The organism is Sedimentimonas flavescens (genome assembly GCF_019264375.1).
Classification (GTDB): Bacteria; Pseudomonadota; Alphaproteobacteria; order Rhodobacterales; family Rhodobacteraceae; genus Rhodobacter; species Rhodobacter flavescens.
Genome location: NZ_JAHVAI010000009.1, coordinates 41,396 through 58,952, shown reverse-complemented (window position 1 = coordinate 58,952; position 17,557 = coordinate 41,396). Strand labels below are relative to the sequence as shown.

Sequence of the window (17,557 nt, the reverse complement as noted above, 5' to 3'; positions counted from 1 at the left end):
TTGCTACATGGGCGCGCGGAAGGCCTAGCCGTTGTCGCGCAGAACCTGCCCGGCAAGGTAGAGCGAGCCGCAGATCAGCACGCGGGCCTGCGCGTCCTGCGCGGCGATTGCCGCAAGCGCCTCGGCCACCGACGCCGCCGTGCCGCTGCGCGCGAAACCCGCGCGGGCGGCGGCCTCGGCCGTGGTCTCGGCAGGCAGGGTGTTCGGCTCACCGGGGATCGCAACGGCGGTCAGGCTTTGCGCGTGCGCCGCCAGCGGGCGCATGTAGCCCGCGACATCCTTGGTGTTGAGCATCCCGCAGATCAGATGCGTGGGGCGCGCGGGCATACGCGCCAGCGTCGCGGCCACGGCCTCACCCCCCGCCGGGTTGTGCCCGCCGTCGAGCCAAAGCTCGACCCCCGGGGCCAGTTCGACCAGCGGGCCACGGCGCAGGCGCTGCATCCGGGCGGGCCATTCGGCGCGGGTCACGGCGGCCTCGCAGGCGGTCTCACCATAGCCGAGCGTGCGCAAAGCCGCGATGGCCGCGCCCGCATTCTGGATCTGATGCGGCCCGGGCAGGTTCGGCAATGGCAGGTCCATCAGGCCGTTCTCGTCTTGATAGATCAGGCGGCCGCGTTCCTCGAAAGCATGCCAGTGCTGGCCATATGCGAAGATGGGCGCGCCAAGACGCTCGGCCCGGGCCTCGATCACGGCCAAGCCCTCGGGTGTCTGCGGGCCGACCACGACGGGCACGCCGCGCTTGATGATCCCGGCTTTCTCGCCTGCGATCTCGGGCAGGGTCTCGCCCAGGAACTGCTGATGGTCGATCGAGACCGGGGTGATGATGCTCAGCGCGGGACGGTCAATCACGTTCGTGGCGTCTAGCCGCCCGCCGAGGCCTACCTCAAGCAAGGTGAAATCGGCCGGGGTGCGGGCAAAGGCCAGGAAGGCCGCCGCCGTGGTGATCTCGAAAAAAGTGATCTGAACGCCGCCGTTCTTCGCTTCGCATTCATCAAGCAACGCAGCGAGCGCAGGTTCCGAAATCAGATCGCCCGCCAGCCGGATACGTTCATGGAAGCGCGCGAGGTGGGGCGAGGTATAGGCGTGGACGCGCTTACCCTCGGCCTCGAGCCCCGCGCGGATCATCGCCTGGGTCGAGCCCTTGCCATTCGTGCCCGCGATATGGATCGCGGGAGGGATGGCGCGCTCGGGGTGGTCGAGCGCGGCGAGGATGCGGTGCATCCGGTCAAGCGTGAGGTCGATCACCTTGGGATGCAGCGACATCAGCCGCGTCAGGATCTGGTCGGAGGGCTGGGTCATCTGGGTCACCCGATCGAGCCGGGCCGGGGGCGCTGCCCCCGGACCCCCGGGATATTTATGCCACGTTGAAGATCAGGCCTTGGTCGTTTCGGCCGATTTGCCCGGTGCCGGAAGATCGCCCGCGACGGCCGGCGGCAGCCCCATGAGCATGCGCAGGATGGTGATCAGTTCCTCGCGCAGTTTCATGCGATGGGTCACGCGGTCGAGCATGCCGTGGTCGAGCAGGTATTCGGCGCGCTGGAAGCCTTCGGGGAGTTTCTCGCGGATGGTCTGCTCGATGACGCGCGGGCCAGCAAAGCAGATCAGCGCATTGGGTTCAGCGATCTGCACATCGCCCAGCATCGCGTAGGAGGCCGTCACCCCGCCCGTGGTCGGGTGGGTCAGCACGACGATATAGGGCAGGTTGGCTTCCTTGAGCATCTGCACCGCGACCGTGGTGCGCGGCATCTGCATGAGCGACAGGATGCCTTCTTGCATCCGCGCGCCGCCAGCAGCCGAGAACAGCACGAGCGGGCGCTTGAGTTTCACCGCACGTTCGGCCGCCGCGATGATCGCGTTGCCGACATACATGCCCATCGAGCCGCCCATGAACGAAAAGTCCTGTGCGGCGGCGACGATCGGGGTGCGGCCGATCTCGCCCTCGGCGACCAGCATGGCTTCTTTCTCGCCCGTCGATTTCTGGGCGGATTTCATCCGGTCGGGGTATTTCTTCTGATCCTTGAACTGCAGCGGATCGGTGATCGGATCGGGGACCTTGACCTCGGAGAAGATGCCGCCGTCAAAAAGCGCGGTGAAGCGCTCGCGCGGGGTGATCGCCATGTGGTGATCGCAGTTCGTGCAGACGTTCTGATTGTCTGCCAGTTCGCGATGGAACAGCATGGTTCCGCATTCGGGGCATTTGGTCCAAAGGTTCTCAGGCACCTCACGGCGCGAGAACAGCGAGTTGATCTTGGGTCGGACGTAGTTCGAGATCCAGTTCATCTGCCTGTGTCCTTCTGCAATGCGCCTTCCGTCACGTCCGCCCCAGATAAGCCCGACGCGCGGGAAATGCAATCAGACGCGCAGCATCAGCCGCGCCAGAAGCCACGAGACGAGCATCGCGGCGAAGTCGGTTGCAAGATAGGGGGCGAGCGAGGCGAAGTCCCGGCTGTTGATCACCAGCGTATAGAGCGCCAGACCGTCGAGATTGCCGTAAAGCCCCACGAGGAAGATCGACGAGAAATTCGTGGCGAAATGCATTGCCAGCGCCGCGCCGAGGTTTCCGGTGCGCGCCGTCAGATCGGCAGCAAGGCAGCCGAAGACAAAGGCCCAGAGCGCGGGCCATATGGCATTCGCCCCGAAATCGCCCGGCGCGTAATGCAGCACCCCGAACAGAACCGAGGGAAGCACCATCCAGGCCAGCGGACGCGTGCTGCGCGCACCGAGTTGCTGCAGCAGGTAGCCGCGAAAGACGACCTCTTCAGCGGTGATCTGAAGCAACAGGAGCGGCAACGCCGCCGGAAGCCAGCGCAGCAGAACCGAGAATGGTGTCGCCGCACCCACGTCGGGGTTGAGCAGCGACAGCGGCATCATCAGGAATACCAGCAACAAAAGGGGCGCGGAGACCCGCAGGAAGTCATGCAGCGCCCCGCGCCCGATCAGCGTAGAGAAGTCACGCCCATGCAAGATCTTGGCCACGAGCAACGCCGCCATCAGCATCGGGATGAAGGTGGCAAGCGTCATCGACAGCCCGATCGGGGTCGAGGCGCCGACCATGCCCGCCACGAGGCGTGCGAATTCGAACTCGCTCATCATCTTGGCGATGGCGCTGAGCGCGCCAAAGACGAAGGCCATGTAGAGCACCGCAATTCCGATCACACCGGCGAAGGTGCGCCAGATCTCGGCGCTTTCGCGGGCCGGGGCGCTGAACTGGGAAAGGCGCGGATAGGGGGCCACGGGGATCACTGCATCTGTCCGAGGAATCTGAGATCGTCGTGATAGAGCCGCGCGATACGGGCCCGCAGATCGGGTGTCAGAAGCTGCCCGCGCGTGGTCTGCGGGGTCTGCGTCGGGTTCTTGCGTGGGAGCGTCTTCAACAACGCCAACTCTGCCGTGTCGAAGCCAAGGTCTTGCAGCGTCGGGATCAGCGCCGCATTTAGCGTCTCAAGCATCAGCACGCGATCATATCGAATCAGCTCGTGCCCAACGGTCTGGCCCTGCGGACGGAAATGCGAATCCCATTCGGTGCCGTGCCGCTCCATCCCCGAGACAAACTGCTCGAACGGGATCAGTTTGCGGATGTGACGGTTCGCCTGCTCGATATGGGGCCAGGCGCGCGGGCCGCTCAGGGCCTGGCGTAGCTTGCCCCACAGATAGGCACGGCGGGCAAATCGCTTGGCATAGCGGTTGATCTTGCTGAAATACCCCGAGACGAAACACTCGGTCGGGTCGCGCAGGACGGTCAGGAAACGATAGCCGGGATCGCGCTGCTGCATCTGCGCCAGTTCCTCGAACCGGACGGGCCGTACCTCCAACCCGGCGGCGTGCATCTGCGCCCTGCCCTCATCCGAGCGAATGAAGTTGCGCGCGGTTGGAACATGCGCGCCAAGGCCCGCAAGGGTCAGGAACGCCGCGATCATTGTCGTCGATCCGCATTTGGGAACGAGAACCACGACCAGCTTGGCGGGGGCATAGTGGATGATCGTGGTCGAGCGTTGCATTGGCCTTGGGTCCCCGCAGGTGCCGAACGGTAATACGCGCACCTCAGCGCCGCAAGCAATCGGCTCTCTTTACTTTGGGCGGAGGGCAGCCGATGAAAGACAGTCTGACCCCTTGGTGCCGCATGTTCGAAGTCTCGCTGGAGCTTGCCCTGATGCTGATTGCCGCGGCTTTTGCTGCGGGCTTTGTGGACAGTATCGCAGGGGGAGGCGGGCTGATCACCCTGCCCGTGCTGCTGCTGGCCGGCGCCACGCCCCTGCAGGCGCTTTCAACCAACAAGGTGCAGGGCTCATTCGGGGCGGCCACGGCGGCGCTGTCCTATGCGGCCTCGGGGCATGTGAACCTGCGCCGCCAGATCCGCGCCGCGGGGCTGGCCTTTGTCGCGGGTTTGGTGGGTGCGCTTCTGGTATCCGTCATCCCGACCGAGGGGTTGCGGCTTGCGCTGCCCGTCGTGCTGATCGGGATCGCGGCGTTTTTCGCGCTCAAGAAAGGCCTCGATGACACCGACCGGGCCGAGCGGATTCGCCCTGCGACATTCACCGCCTTCGTGGTGCCGCTGATCGGGTTCTATGACGGGCTGATCGGCCCCGGTGCGGGGGCCTTCTACATGATCGGCTTTGTCTCGCTGGCGGGTTATGGCGTGCTGCGCGCGACCGCGCACACGAAACTGCTGAATTTCGCCTCGAATATCGGGGGGCTCGTAGCCTTTGCGGCCGTGGGTGCGCCCTGGTGGGTTACCGGGCTCGCCATGGGGCTGGCGCAGGTCGCGGGCGCGCGGCTTGGCTCGCGCCTTGCGATGCGGGTGGGCGCCAAGGTGATCAAGCCGCTTCTGGTTGTGACCTCGACGGCGCTTGCGCTACGGCTGATCTGGCAGATGATTTAAGCGAAACCCGGCGCCAGGCGCATCTCGCCCACCACCAGCCCGCGCCGGTTGGTCATGGCGCGGGGGATATACTGCTCAACCACCGGATCTGCGGCATCAAGCGCCCCGAGCCGCACCAGAAGCGCGGCGATCGCGGCCTCCGCCGCGCGGGTCGCGCCATCGGCGATCTTGACGGCAATGCCCCGGCGCTGCTCTGGCAGGATGGCGACGAAGACGCCCTCGGCCCCGGTCTTGACCGCACCCTTGCCGTTCAGCGCACGCATGAGCGCGGTGCAGGCCCGCCCCTCGCCCGCGACCAGCTCGGGGAAGGCCATCATCGCGCGGGTCAGGCGCGCAGCAGCAGCCTCGCGTATCGGGCCTTCGGGGTTTGCGGCGGCAAAGAACTGCATGGAGCGTGCAAGCCCGGTGATCGTGCAGGCGAAGTTCGGGGCCGAACAGCCGTCGATCCCGAAGCGCGGAGAGGCCTCCTGCGTGACCTCTTCGAAGGCGGCCCTGACCGCGCGCTGCACGGGGTGGTCGATCTCGACATATTCCGGGCCCGCGCCCAGATGACGGCCAAGCGTCAGGAAACCCGCATGCTTGCCCGAGCAGTTGTTATGCAACTGGCAGGGCGCGCTCTCCGAACAGATCACCTGCTTCATCTCGGCACGGTCGCGCGGCATCTGCGGGCCGCAGCGCAGGTCAGGCTCGGCCAAGCCAAGCGTCGCAAGCCACGCCTGCACACCTTGCACATGCATGGCGCCCCCCGAATGCGAGGCGCAGGACAGCGCCAGTTGCCGATCGGTCAGACCCGCCGCATGAGCCGCACCGCTCTCGATCAACGGCAGCGCCTGCACCATCTTGCACGAAGAGCGCGGATAGATCACCGCAGCCGGGTCTCCCCAGGCGGCCTCGATCCCGCCGGGACCAAAGATGACAGCATGGCCCGCATGCGCCGATTCCAGCATCCCGCCGCGCCACAACTCGATCATCGGTACTGCCGTCATCACCCTCTCCCGTTCACGCATGCGCGAATTCCCGCCATTGGGGCTTTCCCCGATTGGCACTTTTACGTTATCTGTGGGATATCGAGTTGAAATCACTTCCGCCATTGGAAAAAAGGGCTGAAAGCCCGCTTGGCGGGGCAGAGGCATCTGGCAGCTGGAGGCTGTAACCATGAAGAATTCCGTTCTGCGCGGCGCTGCGATCCTTTCCGCTTCGGTCCTGTTCCACGGCGCGGCGCAGGCTCAGGCTACCAGCAACCGCGTCGCCGCGAACACCGACTGGAGCGTTTTCGTCGAAGAAAGCCCGAAAGAGTGCTGGGGCGTCTCGGCCCCAACCGAGACGGTGAACACCAAGGACGGCAAGAAGGTCGAGGTTCGCCGCGGCGATATCCTGCTGTTCGTGACCTTCCGCCCGGGTAAGCCGGGTGAGATCTCGTTCATGGGCGGCTACCCGTTCGCGACCGACTCCAAGGTCGAGATGTCGGTCAACAACGGTCAGAAGTTCTCGCTCTTCACCAGCGGCGAAGGTGCGTGGGCGGGCTCGGCCGAGGAAGACGCCAAGATCATCGCAGCCCTCAAGGGTGGCGCCGATGTCACCGTGACGGGCCGTTCGGGTCGTGGCACACAGACGCAAGACAAGTTCTCGCTGATGGGGTTCACCGCCGCGATGGACGAAGCCGCCAAGCGCTGCAAGTAAACCCCGCGCATCGCGCCAGGGCCCCGGCTTGGCCGGGGCTTTTGCATTTGCACTACACGTTTGGCAGCGAATCCCCTATATGAGGCGCTTGCCCAGCCAGGATACCGCAATGAACACGCCCTCCGCACCGATCACGCAAGACGTGCATACGATCCCGCGCAAGCTGCCCGAGGGCGGCAAGGTCAACCTTGTGGGTCTGACCCGCGAGCAGTTGCGCGATGCGCTGATCGAGGCGGGCACGCCCGAAAAGCAGGCCAAGATGCGCGTGGGTCAGATCTGGCAATGGGTCTATCACTGGGGCGTGCGCGACTTCGCGCAGATGACGAACCTGGCCAAGGATTACCGCGCCCTGCTGGACGAGAAGTTCGAGATCTCGGTCCCCGAGGTGGTGACCAAGCAGGTCTCGATGGACGGCACCCGCAAGTACCTGCTGCGCATCGCGGGCGGGCATGAGGTCGAGGTCGTCTATATCCCCGAGGAAAACCGCGGCACGCTGTGCATCAGCTCGCAGGTGGGCTGCACGCTGACCTGCTCGTTCTGCCACACCGGCACGCAGAAGCTGGTGCGCAACCTGACGGCGGGCGAGATCGTCGGGCAGGTCATGGTCGCGCGCGACGATCTGGATGAATGGCCTCAGCCCGGCGCGCCCAAGGACGAGACCCGCCTTATTTCGAACGTCGTGCTGATGGGCATGGGCGAGCCGCTTTACAATTTCGACAATGTCCGCGACGCGATGAAAGTGGTGATGGATGGCGAGGGGATCTCTCTCTCGCGCCGCCGCATCACGCTGTCTACCTCGGGCATCGTCCCCGAGATCGCCAAGACCGCCGAAGAGATCGGCTGCCTGCTGGCGATCAGCTTCCACGCCACCACCGACGAGGTGCGCGACAGACTGGTGCCGGTGAACAAAAAGTGGAACATCGAGACGTTGCTGAACACGCTGCGCGACTATCCGCGGCTGTCGAACTCCGAGCGCATCACGTTCGAATACGTCATGCTCAAGGACGTCAATGACAGCGACGCCGACGCCAAGCGCCTGGTCAAGCTGATCCGTGGCATTCCGGCCAAGATCAACCTGATCCCGTTCAACGAATGGCCCGGCGCACCCTATCAGCGCTCGGACTGGGAGCGGATCGAGGCTTTCGCCGACATCATCTACAAAGCGGGCTATGCCAGCCCGATCCGCACGCCGCGCGGCGAGGATATCATGGCCGCCTGCGGTCAGCTGAAATCCGCAACCGAGCGCGCACGCAAGTCAAAGGCCCAGATCGCCTCGGAGGCGGGGCTCTAAGCCCGCCTCACCCGGTGCTGCATTTGCACTGACACCAATCGGCGGTGCAGGAATTGGCGTGCTTCGCCCCCGGGGCCGAGGGCCCCGTTTCAGTCGCAGCCATACTCCCAGCCGTCGATGATCTCGAGCGCCTCCTCGGCGCTATCGACAAAGCTGATCAGGTCCAGATCCTCGGGCGAGATGGTCCCGGCATTGGCCAGAGCCCGCCAGTTCACGACCTCTTCCCAGAAGGCGCGACCGAAGAGGATGAACGGGATCTTCCGCATCCGCCCGGTCTGAATCAGCGTGAGGCTTTCGAACATCTCGTCAAGCGTGCCGAAGCCGCCGGGGAAGATGCAGATCGCCTTGGCGCGCATCAGGAAATGCATCTTGCGGATCGCGAAGTAGTGAAAGTTGAAGCACAGGTCGGGCGTCACATAGGGGTTCGGCGCCTGCTCGTGCGGCAGTACGATATTGAGGCCGATGGAATGCCCGCCCGCCTCATGCGCGCCGCGGTTTCCCGCCTCCATGATGCCCGGCCCGCCACCTGTCACCACGACATCCTCGCGGCCATAGGTCTTCATGCTGCGCTCGGTGATCAGCCGCGCGAGATTGCGCGCCTCCTCGTACCAGTTCGACAGCGCGGCGGCCTTGCCCTCGGCGCCCGGTTCCGGGATGCGCGCCGAGCCCATCAGCACCACGGTCGAGTTCACACCGCGCTCATCAAGGATCATCTGCGGCTTGAGAAGTTCCAGCTGCAACCGCACCGGACGCAGCTCTTCGCGCATCATGAAATCGGTGTCGCTGAAGGCCAGCCGATAGGCCGGAGCGCGGGTTTGCGCCGTATCGGGAACGAGTTTCGCCGCCTTGGCGTCCTGGAGGCTATGACGAAACGGATGGCTGCGTGCGTCGTCCATCGGAATGATCCTTTCGCGCGTTGATCCAAGCGCTGCATTGCGCGGGGGCTGCCTTCCAACTATAGGCTGTTCCCTGACAAGACCATAGACAACGCGCCAATCTGCAAAGGGGACACCATGTCGAACGCCGCCCTGGAAACCGCCATCGAAGCCGCCTGGGAGGCGCGCGACACGATCACCCCGCACACCAAGGGCGAGGTCCGCGACGCTATCGAGTCGACGCTGCATGCGCTTGACCAGGGTCAGCTGCGCGTGGCCGAGCGTCAGGCCGATGGCAACTGGCACGTCAACCAATGGGCCAAGAAGGCCGTTCTGCTCGGCTTCCGCCTGAAGGACATGGAAGTGCAGACGGGCGGCCCGCAGGGCGGTTCGTGGTGGGACAAGGTCGACAGCAAGTTCGCCCATTGGGGCGAGGCGCAGTGGAAGGCCGCGGGCTTCCGCGCCGTGCCGAACTGCATCGTGCGCCGCTCGGCCTATATCGGCAAGGGCGTGGTGCTGATGCCCTCGTTCGTGAACCTCGGTGCCTTCGTCGATGAAGGCACCATGGTTGATACCTGGGCCACCGTGGGTTCCTGCGCGCAGATCGGCAAGAACGTCCACCTGTCGGGCGGCGTCGGCATCGGCGGCGTGCTTGAGCCCATGCAGGCGGGCCCCACCATCATCGAGGACAACTGCTTCATCGGCGCGCGCTCCGAGGTGGTCGAGGGCTGCATCGTCCGCGAAGGCTCGGTCCTGGGGATGGGCGTTTATATCGGCCAGTCCACCAAGATCGTCGACCGCGAAACCGGCGAGGTCATGTATGGCGAGGTTCCGGCCGGTTCGGTCGTCGTCTCGGGCTCGATGCCCTCGAAGAACGGCATCAACCTGTACTGCGCGGTGATCGTGAAGCGCGTCGACGCCAAGACCCGCTCGAAAACCTCGATCAACGAGCTGCTGCGCGACTGATCGCCAGCGCACCCCATGCAAGGCCCGCCCTCGCGGCGGGCCTTTTGCGTGAAGGGCGCGGAAGAACTTGACATGACCGGCCCGGCGGGTGACCCCGGACAGGCAGAACCCCCGGAGACCGCCATGACCGACACGCCCGAAAAACCCGTCAAGGAGAAGCGCCCGCAGCAGGTCTACACGCTGCTGGTCGAGGTTGGCCGCAAGGCGGGCGACGGTCTGCCCAAGGGCGCGACCGGCGCGGGCATCCTGTGCTACGCCTCGGGCGTCGACGAGGCCGAGGCCGTGCGCGAGACCGTGGCTATCCTCAAGCTGGCCGACATGGCACCGCTCGATGTCACCGGCTACGGCACGCTGGCCGAGCGCGAAAAACAGGGCGACGAGATCGACCCCGAGGAACGCGCCCTGATGGATCGCGCGCTTGAGGAAAACTCGGTGATCGTGGTGCAGATGACACCCTTCTACGGCGAGAACGAATAGGCGGTTTGCCGCGAAGCCGATTTGCGCCTGCCGTGGCATTTGCTAGACTGCCTGAAAACAACCAATAGCAGGCAGGCCATGAAACGAGCAGTCAATCTTGCCACCGTCACCGCTTTGGCCTTCAGCACCCTGTCGGCCTGTGCCGGCCCGCTGGAGACCTCGCCCCGCCCGGCGATGCGCGCAGGAGCCCAGATGATCGACGAGATCCCCCCCGTTGACCCCGCCGTTCAGCGCGGTTTCGAAAACTGGCTGGAGGGTTTTAAGCCCCGCGCAAAGGCGGCGGGTATCTCAGACGCAACATGGGCGCGCGCCACGCAAGACATCCGCTACAATCCCAAGGTCATCGAACGCGACCGCAATCAGGCCGAGTTCACCAAGACGATCTGGGAATATCTCGACAGCGCGGTCTCGGACACCCGCATCGAGAACGGCCGTGCGGCGCTGGCCGAAAACGCAGCGCTGCTGCGCCAGATCGAGGCGCGCTACGGCGTCGAGAAGGAGGTCGTCGTTGCGGTCTGGGGGATGGAATCGAACTTCGGCAAGAACCGGGGCAGCACGCTGATCATCCCGGCGCTGGCGACGCTGGCCTATGACGGGCGACGCGGGAATTTCTTTGCGCAGCAGTTCATCGCGGCACTGCAGATCATCCAGTCGGGCGACACCGACGCGCGGCGCATGACCGGCTCCTGGGCCGGGGCGATGGGCCATACCCAGTTCATCCCCACGTCCTACCTTGCCTTCGCAGTCGATTTCACCGGCGACGGCAAGCGCGATATCTGGTCGGAGAACCCGGCCGATGCGCTGGCCTCGACCGCCGCCTATCTCGCGCGGTCGGGCTGGTCGAAAGGGCAGCCTTGGGGGGTCGAGGTGCGCCTGCCGCAGGGCTTCAACTACAACCTCGCGGGCAAGACGGTGAAGAAATCGCCCGACGAATGGGCGGCGCTTGGGGTGCGGTCTGTGAATGGCGGACGGGTGCCGAATTACGGGTCGGCCTCAATCCTGCTGCCTGCGGGCGCGCAGGGGCCGGCGCTGATGATCTTTGGCAATTTCACCGCGATCTCGCGCTACAACAACGCCAATGCCTATGTGATCGGCGTGGGCCATCTGTCGGACCGGCTGAAGGGCCACGGCCCCTTCGCACAGGCCTGGCCGCGCGACGGGCGCGCGCTAAACGCGGCCGAGCGGCAGGAGCTGCAAGAGCGTCTGACCGCGCGCGGCTTCGATACGCAGGGCACCGATGGCAAGATCGGCCCCAACACCATCGCCGCGATCATGGCCTGGCAGCGTGCCAATGGCAAAGCGCCCGACGGTTACGCCTCGATGGAGGTGCTGCTCGCCCTGCGTTAAGGCAGCGGCGAGAACCCGATGACCGGCGCGTGCAGGTGGAAGATCCCCGCCCAGAGCACCACGGCCAGCCCAAGACGCATGAGCGACGGCCCCCGCCGGGGCCGCCAGCGCCCCGCGATCAGCGCCTGAAACGGCCAGTCGGAGGTGTTTGCCGCCAGCCGCGCCCACTCGGCCTCACCCCAAAGGCGGCGCTTGCGAGCCTCCATCGCGCGCATGCCCATCAGCGAGAAGGCCAGGAACACGCCAAACAGGATCGCATGGGACAGATCGCCATTGGCGATCAGATGCGCGCCCGACCACAGGATCAGCGCCCACAAAAGCGGCTGGCGCACCACGCCCGCGATGCCGGGGCGGTCAGGGTCGAAGCCATCGGCCCGCCCCTCGAACGCAAAGGGGTTGGGCGCGGCAACGCCGAATGTTCCGAGCACGACCGCAAGCGGCATGGCGATGTTGAGCAACCAACGCATCCAGCCCGCCTGCGGCCAAAGCTCGACAAACGGCGCGCGGCCGGCGGCGAAGATCACCCAGAACAAAAGCCCGGTCGAGAGCAGGCTGAATCCCCAGACCCAACCGCGCGGGCCCAGCAGCGCCACGATCCGCCCCTTGATGCGCGGATTGGCAGGCACCGCATGCGATGCCATGAAAATAAGCCCCGCGATCAGAAACTCGGCCCAGCCTGTCATATGCCTCTCCTTCTTGCCGTGGACCCTGCCACGAATTCATGCAACCTTGCCTTGACGAAAATCAGCCCCGGAACGCCATGACAACGCCCCTCGCCCGCGCGCTTCGCGCCATCGACGCCGCCAATTCCGCCGATCCGACGATCGAGGCCAGCCAGCCAGCCGCGCTGCTTTACGGTCAGCGCATGTCGGCCGAGCTGACGCGGCTGTTCCCCGATGCGTCCGAACCGCTGCAAATCGCCGCGCGCGGCCAGCATATCGAACGCTGGCTGCTGCCGCGCTCGGACTTTCCCGAAGGGCGCGAGGGCTACCTGAACTGGCGCCGCGAACAGGGCCGGCGCCATGCGGAGCGCGTGGCCTCCATCATGCGCGAAGCGGGCTATGACGAGGAGGCCGTCGAACAGGCCGCGAAGATGCTGCGCAAGGAAGGCATCAAGCGCGACGCCGAAGTGCAGGCGCTTGAGGACGTGATCTGCTTTGTCTTCGTGCGGCACTACTTCGCCCCCTTCGCCCCCTCGCAAGAACCCGGGGCACTGTTGAAAATCGTGCAGAAGACCGCGCGCAAGATGTCGCCCGAAGGCCGTGCCCGTGCGCTGGCCGAGTTCGACCTGCCCGAACCCTTCGCCACCGCGTTCCGCGACTAGGCCTGTTTCGACAGCTGCACCGCGAGAATACCACCCGCGATCACCGCGACCCCGACAAGATCGAGCCAGCCCAGCCGTTCGCCCAGAACGGCTGCGGCGATGGCCACGCCGAAGAACGGGTTGAGGAAGTGGAAGGTCGCGGCCTTGACCGCGCCGATCCGCCCGACCAGACGGAACCAGATCCAGGTTGCCAGAACCCCCGGCACCAGCGTGGTATAGGCGAAGGCCCCAAGTAGGCGCGGGGTCCAGTTGATCTCATAGGTCTCCAGCCCGACCGAGGCAACGGCCAGCACTGCTGAACCCACGAACATCTGCAAGCCCACGATCATCATCACATTGCCGCCCGAAGCCGCGCCGCGCACGCTGAGCGTGGCAATCGACAGCGCCAGCGCCGCGACAAAGCACAGCGCCATGCCGACCGGATCGACGCCGCCCGACAGGCGCGCGCCCATGATGATCGCGACCCCCACGACGCCAGCCGCCAAGCCCAGAACGCCCAAGGGCCGTACCCGGTCGCGGAACACGACCCAGCCGAGGGCCGCCACCATCAAGGGCATGGTCGAGGCGATGATCGAGGCGACAGAGGCCTCGACCCATTGCATCGCTACGAAGTTGAGGCCCAGATAGAGCGCGTTCTGACATAGCCCGAAGATCAGCGTCGCGCGCCATTGCGCGCGGCTCAACCGCCAGCTTTGCCCGGCCGCAAGTGCGATCCCCACCCCGATCAGGCCAGAGATCATGAAGCGCAGCGCCAGCGAGGCCAGCGGCGGCGCATCGGCCACGATCATCCGCGCAGAGGTAAAGGCCGAGGACCACATCAGCGCGAAGGCCAGACCCATTGCGATTGCGCGAAGATCCATCAACTTCCTTTCCCGGCCAAAGAAAAAGGCCGCCCTGCTCGCAGGGCGACCCTATCGGATGGCGCGGCCCCCGCAAGGGGGAGCGAACCGATCAGGCGTTGACGCTGTCTTTCAGCGCCTTCGCGATGGTGACTTTGACCTGCTTGTCAGCTTCCTTGGTCTTGGTCTCACCGGTGGCCGGATTGCGGACCTGACGCTCGGGGCGGGCCTTGCAATAGACCTTGCCGATACCCGGCAGGGTCACGGCGCCGCCTTGGGCGACTTCCTTGGTGACGACTTCGGCAACAGCGTCCAGCGCGGCCGAGGCGGTTTTCTTGTCCGAGCCCATGACTTCGGCCAGAGCGGCCACCAGCTGGGTCTTGGTCAGCGGTTTCGACATTGCTTTTCCTCTCATGCGCCCCGATTGTTGCGGGGTCAATTTCAGGCCGCGTTACACGGCTTCGTTCGCCCCTAACACACGCTTTTTCAGGGCAAGGCAAGCCTTTTTCGCCTTTATCCACGGGTTTTCCGGCAAAGGCGGCGTTGCGTCACAGGAAGGCTGTTTCCTCGAAGCTACGCAATTTCCGGCTGTGAATACGCTCCAGCGGCATCTGTCGCAGCTTTTCCATTGCCCTTATGCCAATCTGCAAATGATTGGCCACCTGGGTGCGATAGAACTCGGTCGCCATGCCGGGCAGCTTCAACTCGCCATGCAACGGCTTGTCAGAAACGCACAGAAGCGTGCCGTAGGGCACACGGAAGCGAAACCCGTTCGCCGCGATCGTGGCGCTTTCCATATCGAGCGCGACAGCCCGGCTCTGGCTGAGGCGATGCACCGGGCCGGACTGGTCGCGCAGCTCCCAGTTGCGGTTGTCGATGGTGGCCACGGTGCCGGTGCGCATGATGCGCTTGAGCTCATATCCCTCCAGCCGGGTGACCTCGGCCACAGCTTCCTGCAGGGCGATCTGGATCTCGGCCAGCGCCGGGATCGGCACCCAGACGGGCAGGTCATCGTCGAGAACGTGATCCTCGCGCAGATAGGCATGGGCCAGGACGAAATCGCCCAGGGATTGCGAATTGCGCAGCCCCGCGCAGTGACCAACCATCAGCCAGGCATGGGGCCGCAGCACGGCGATATGGTCTGTCGCGGTCTTGGCGTTCGACGGCCCCACCCCGATATTGACCAGCGTGATCCCGTTCCCATCGGCGCGCTTGAGGTGATAGGCGGGCATCTGCGGCATCTTCGCAAGATGCGGGATGACCCCGTCGGGCGCCGTGATCTGCGCATTGCCCGGCGCCACGAAAGCCTCATAGCCCGAGGTCGGATCGGCCAGCATGTTGCGCGCGACCTTCTCGAACTCATCGACATAGAACTGGTAGTTCGTGAACAGCACGTGGTTCTGGAAATGCTCGGCCGCGGTCGAGGTATAGTGCTGCAACCGCGCGAGCGAGTAATCGACCCGCTGCGCGGTGAAGGGCGCCAGATGCCCAGAGCCGTCCGGGTTCGGCCCGGCCATGCCGTTGACGATATCGTCGTTCATATTGGCCAGATCCGGCACATCGAAGACATCGCGCAGGCTGAAATCCAGAACGCCCTCCTGCGGCACGCTCACCTCGGGGTGGGCGGCCACCGCGAAATGCACCGGGATCGGCGTGGCCGAGATACCCACATGCACCGGCACGCCGTGGTTACGGATCAACAGGCCCAGTTGCTGCGTCAGGTAGTTGCGGAATAGGTCGGGCCGGGTGATCGTGGCCGCAAATGTTCCCGGCAGCGCGACATGGCCGAAACTCAGGCGGCTGTCGGCCTTGGTATGAGAGGCCACTGAAACCCGCACCTCTGGGTAGAAGGCGCGGAAGCGCGCACTTGGGCGGCCCGCGTTCAACGTCTCGTTGAACTTTTGCAGCAAGAAGCCGGTCGCCTCGGCATAAAGCGCCTCAAGACGCGCCACGGCCTCAGCGGCATCGGTGAACAGCTCGGGCTCATGCGTATGCGGGGTCAGGGTGGTCAGCGGTTCATTCATTCGAAAAGCTCCGTCAGTTCGAACCGCGTCACATCGACGAGCCCGAGGTCGGAGATGCGAATCTCCGGGATCACCACCAGCGCCAGAAGCGAGTGCTGCATATAGGCATTGTTCAGCGTGCAGCCGCATTCGGCCATCGCCTCGACCATGCGCGAGGCACGTTCGGCCACGGTGGCGGCCGGGTCGTCCGACATCAGCCCCGCGATCGGCAGCGGAACCGAGGCAATCTCGGCCCCGTCCTTCCAGACGCTGATCCCGCCGCCCATCTCGCCCAGACGATTGGCGCAGGCAGCCATCATCTCGCGGTCGGTGCCAACAACGATCATGTGATGGCTGTCATGCGCCACGGTTGAACCCATGGCCATGCGGCCCTTGTAACCGAAGCCCGAGACAAAACCATTGACCACGCCGCCGGTGCCGCGATGCCGCTCAACCAGCGCGATCTGCGCGATGTCCTGCGCAGGATCGCCATTGACGCGGCCATCGAGCACCGAAAGCTCGGCGGTCAGCGCCTTGGTGGGGGCTTGGTTCTCAACCACGCCGATCACGCGGGCGGTGACGGTATTGGCGCCCTCGGGGGCGGTGATGACGAAATCATCGGCCACCAGTTCCTTGCCCAGATGCACGGTCTGACGCGCGGCCTCGGGCCAGTTGTAATGCGGGCAGTCGACGGTGATCTTGCCATCCATCGCCACGGTACGCCCGCGCGCGATCACCTGCTCGACCGGCAGGGTGACAAGATCCGAGGTCAGGATCAGATCGGCACGCCGCCCGGGCGCGATGGAACCCAACTCCCGCTCCAGCCCGAAATGGGTGGCGGTGTTGATCGTGCACATCTGCAGCGCCACCAGCGGGTCAGCGCCGCAGTCAACCGCATGGCGATAGACGCGGTTCATATGCCCGTCATTGACCAGCGTGCCCGAGTGGCAATCATCGGTGCACAGGATGAAGTTGCGCGGATCAAGGCCCTTTTCAGTGACCGCAGTGATCTGCGTCTTCACGTCATACCACGCGGACCCCAGCCGCATCATCGAGCGCATACCCATCCGCACCCGCGCAATCGCATCGGCCTCGCAGGTGCCCTCGTGGTCATCCGCCGGGCCGCCCGCGACATAGGCCCGGAACGGCCCGCCCAGATCGGGGCTGGCGTAATGCCCGCCGACGGTTTTCCCCGCGTTTTGCGTCGCCGCGATCTCGGCCAGCATCTTCGGGTCGGCATGGATCACGCCGGGGAAATTCATCATCTCGCCCAGACCGATGATGCCGGGCCATGTCATCGCCTCGGCCACATCCTCGGGGGTGATCTCGTAACCCGTGGTTTCAAGCCCCGGCGCCGAGGGCGCGCAGGAGGGCATCTGAGTGAAGATGTTGACGGGTTGCAAAGCCGCCTCGTCATGCATCATCCGCACGCCCGCAAGGCCAAGCACATTGGCGATCTCATGCGGGTCGGTGAACATGGTCGTGGTGCCATGCGGGATCACGGCGGCTGCAAATTCGGCGGGGGTAAGCATCCCGCTCTCGATATGCATATGCCCATCGACAAGGCCGGGGATCATGTAGCGGCCATTGGCCTCGATCACCTCGGTCTGCGGGCCGATATTGACCGACAGATCGGGCGCGATGGCGGCAAAGCGTCCCTCAGCCACGGCGATGTCGTAGCCCTCCAGAACCTCACGCGTATGGACGTTGACCCATTTGCCGCCCCGGATCACAAGGTCGGCGGCCTCCCGACCCGCGGCGACGGCAATCAGACGCGGCGCGGCCTCGGGCCATGTTTTCAAAGTGTTTTTATGTTCCATGGCTCAGGGTGCCACTGAGTTCGAAGGCTTGCAAGTGACGTTGTTATGACCGGCTT

General features: G+C 65.1%; 18 protein-coding genes. 7 read left to right on the top strand and 11 right to left on the bottom strand.

What is annotated here, in order from left to right:
• Positions 1–24 precede the first annotated feature (24 nt).
• From KTQ37_RS10155 to KTQ37_RS10140, 4 genes are all read right to left on the bottom strand, one after another.
• On the bottom strand, positions 25–1,299 hold the full coding sequence (locus KTQ37_RS10155; RefSeq protein WP_218630401.1) for a bifunctional folylpolyglutamate synthase/dihydrofolate synthase: 1,275 nt from the start codon (positions 1,297–1,299) through the stop codon (positions 25–27).
• Positions 1,300–1,371: 72 nt separating this feature from the next.
• The gene (gene accD, locus KTQ37_RS10150; RefSeq protein ID WP_218630400.1) at positions 1,372–2,280 is read right to left on the bottom strand and encodes an acetyl-CoA carboxylase, carboxyltransferase subunit beta; all 909 of its coding nucleotides are present in this window, start codon (positions 2,278–2,280) and stop codon (positions 1,372–1,374) included.
• Positions 2,281–2,352: 72 nt separating this feature from the next.
• Entirely contained in the window at positions 2,353–3,243 is an 891-nt protein-coding gene (locus tag KTQ37_RS16950) for a CPBP family intramembrane glutamic endopeptidase (RefSeq protein WP_218630399.1), read from the bottom strand.
• Positions 3,240–3,998: a sulfotransferase family 2 domain-containing protein gene (locus tag KTQ37_RS10140; protein ID WP_218630398.1), complete on the bottom strand. Its 759-nt coding sequence runs from the start codon at positions 3,996–3,998 to the stop codon at positions 3,240–3,242. Before KTQ37_RS10140 ends, KTQ37_RS16950 begins: the two co-directional genes overlap by 4 nt.
• A gap of 122 nt (positions 3,999–4,120) precedes the next feature.
• Here KTQ37_RS10140 and KTQ37_RS10135 point away from each other — a divergent pair, with 122 nt between their 5' ends.
• Complete coding sequence (locus KTQ37_RS10135) at positions 4,121–4,879, top strand: TSUP family transporter (protein ID WP_218630499.1); 759 nt, start codon at positions 4,121–4,123, stop codon at positions 4,877–4,879.
• Here the strand turns inward: KTQ37_RS10135 and KTQ37_RS10130 are convergent.
• Positions 4,876–5,865, bottom strand: a complete 990-nt coding sequence (locus KTQ37_RS10130; protein ID WP_218630397.1) for an asparaginase — start codon at positions 5,863–5,865, stop codon at positions 4,876–4,878. The two genes, KTQ37_RS10135 and KTQ37_RS10130, sit on opposite strands and share 4 nt — an antisense overlap.
• 169 nt (positions 5,866–6,034) lie before the next feature.
• Here KTQ37_RS10130 and KTQ37_RS10125 point away from each other — a divergent pair, with 169 nt between their 5' ends.
• Both KTQ37_RS10125 and rlmN read left to right on the top strand, forming a co-directional pair.
• Positions 6,035–6,559: an invasion associated locus B family protein gene (locus KTQ37_RS10125; RefSeq protein WP_218630396.1), complete on the top strand. Its 525-nt coding sequence runs from the start codon at positions 6,035–6,037 to the stop codon at positions 6,557–6,559.
• A 109-nt stretch (positions 6,560–6,668) separates the two neighbouring features.
• Positions 6,669–7,850 (top strand): dual-specificity RNA methyltransferase RlmN, encoded by a 1,182-nt coding sequence (gene rlmN, locus KTQ37_RS10120; protein ID WP_218630395.1) that lies wholly within the window; start codon positions 6,669–6,671, stop codon positions 7,848–7,850.
• Positions 7,851–7,939: 89 nt separating this feature from the next.
• Here rlmN and KTQ37_RS10115 read toward each other — a convergent pair whose 3' ends face one another.
• On the bottom strand, positions 7,940–8,746 hold the full coding sequence (locus tag KTQ37_RS10115; RefSeq protein ID WP_218630394.1) for an LOG family protein: 807 nt from the start codon (positions 8,744–8,746) through the stop codon (positions 7,940–7,942).
• Between the two features lie 117 nt (positions 8,747–8,863).
• On the opposite strand from KTQ37_RS10115, the gene dapD reads away from it, so the two are divergent.
• The 3 genes from dapD (at position 8,864) to KTQ37_RS10100 (ending at position 11,515) form a co-directional block, all read left to right on the top strand.
• Positions 8,864–9,691: a 2,3,4,5-tetrahydropyridine-2,6-dicarboxylate N-succinyltransferase gene (gene dapD / locus KTQ37_RS10110; protein WP_218630393.1), complete on the top strand. Its 828-nt coding sequence runs from the start codon at positions 8,864–8,866 to the stop codon at positions 9,689–9,691.
• Positions 9,692–9,814: 123 nt separating this feature from the next.
• Positions 9,815–10,168 carry a hypothetical protein gene (locus tag KTQ37_RS10105; RefSeq protein ID WP_218630392.1) on the top strand — a complete coding sequence of 118 codons (354 nt, stop codon included), beginning with the start codon at positions 9,815–9,817 and terminating at the stop codon, positions 10,166–10,168.
• A 78-nt stretch (positions 10,169–10,246) separates the two neighbouring features.
• A complete protein-coding gene (locus KTQ37_RS10100) occupies positions 10,247–11,515 on the top strand; it encodes a lytic murein transglycosylase (protein ID WP_218630391.1) in 1,269 nt (422 codons plus the stop codon).
• Here the strand turns inward: KTQ37_RS10100 and KTQ37_RS10095 are convergent.
• Positions 11,512–12,198, bottom strand: a complete 687-nt coding sequence (locus KTQ37_RS10095) for an NnrU family protein (protein ID WP_218630390.1) — start codon at positions 12,196–12,198, stop codon at positions 11,512–11,514. The genes KTQ37_RS10100 and KTQ37_RS10095 overlap by 4 nt on opposite strands.
• A gap of 77 nt (positions 12,199–12,275) precedes the next feature.
• Here KTQ37_RS10095 and KTQ37_RS10090 point away from each other — a divergent pair, with 77 nt between their 5' ends.
• Positions 12,276–12,839 (top strand): DUF4202 domain-containing protein, encoded by a 564-nt coding sequence (locus KTQ37_RS10090; RefSeq protein WP_218630389.1) that lies wholly within the window; start codon positions 12,276–12,278, stop codon positions 12,837–12,839.
• Here the strand turns inward: KTQ37_RS10090 and KTQ37_RS10085 are convergent.
• The 4 genes from KTQ37_RS10085 to ade all read right to left on the bottom strand — a co-directional run bounded on the left by KTQ37_RS10085 (position 12,836) and on the right by ade (position 17,501).
• Positions 12,836–13,699 (bottom strand): DMT family transporter, encoded by an 864-nt coding sequence (locus tag KTQ37_RS10085; protein ID WP_218630388.1) that lies wholly within the window; start codon positions 13,697–13,699, stop codon positions 12,836–12,838. The genes KTQ37_RS10090 and KTQ37_RS10085 overlap by 4 nt on opposite strands.
• Positions 13,700–13,790: 91 nt before the next feature.
• Complete coding sequence (locus KTQ37_RS10080; protein ID WP_218630387.1) at positions 13,791–14,078, bottom strand: HU family DNA-binding protein; 288 nt, start codon at positions 14,076–14,078, stop codon at positions 13,791–13,793.
• Between the two features lie 148 nt (positions 14,079–14,226).
• Positions 14,227–15,702: an AMP nucleosidase gene (locus tag KTQ37_RS10075; RefSeq protein ID WP_218630386.1), complete on the bottom strand. Its 1,476-nt coding sequence runs from the start codon at positions 15,700–15,702 to the stop codon at positions 14,227–14,229.
• Positions 15,699–17,501, bottom strand: coding sequence for an adenine deaminase (gene ade, locus KTQ37_RS10070; protein ID WP_218630385.1), 1,803 nt, complete (start codon positions 17,499–17,501; stop codon positions 15,699–15,701). The genes KTQ37_RS10075 and ade overlap by 4 nt, the downstream gene beginning before the upstream one ends.
• Positions 17,502–17,557: the final 56 nt, after the last annotated feature.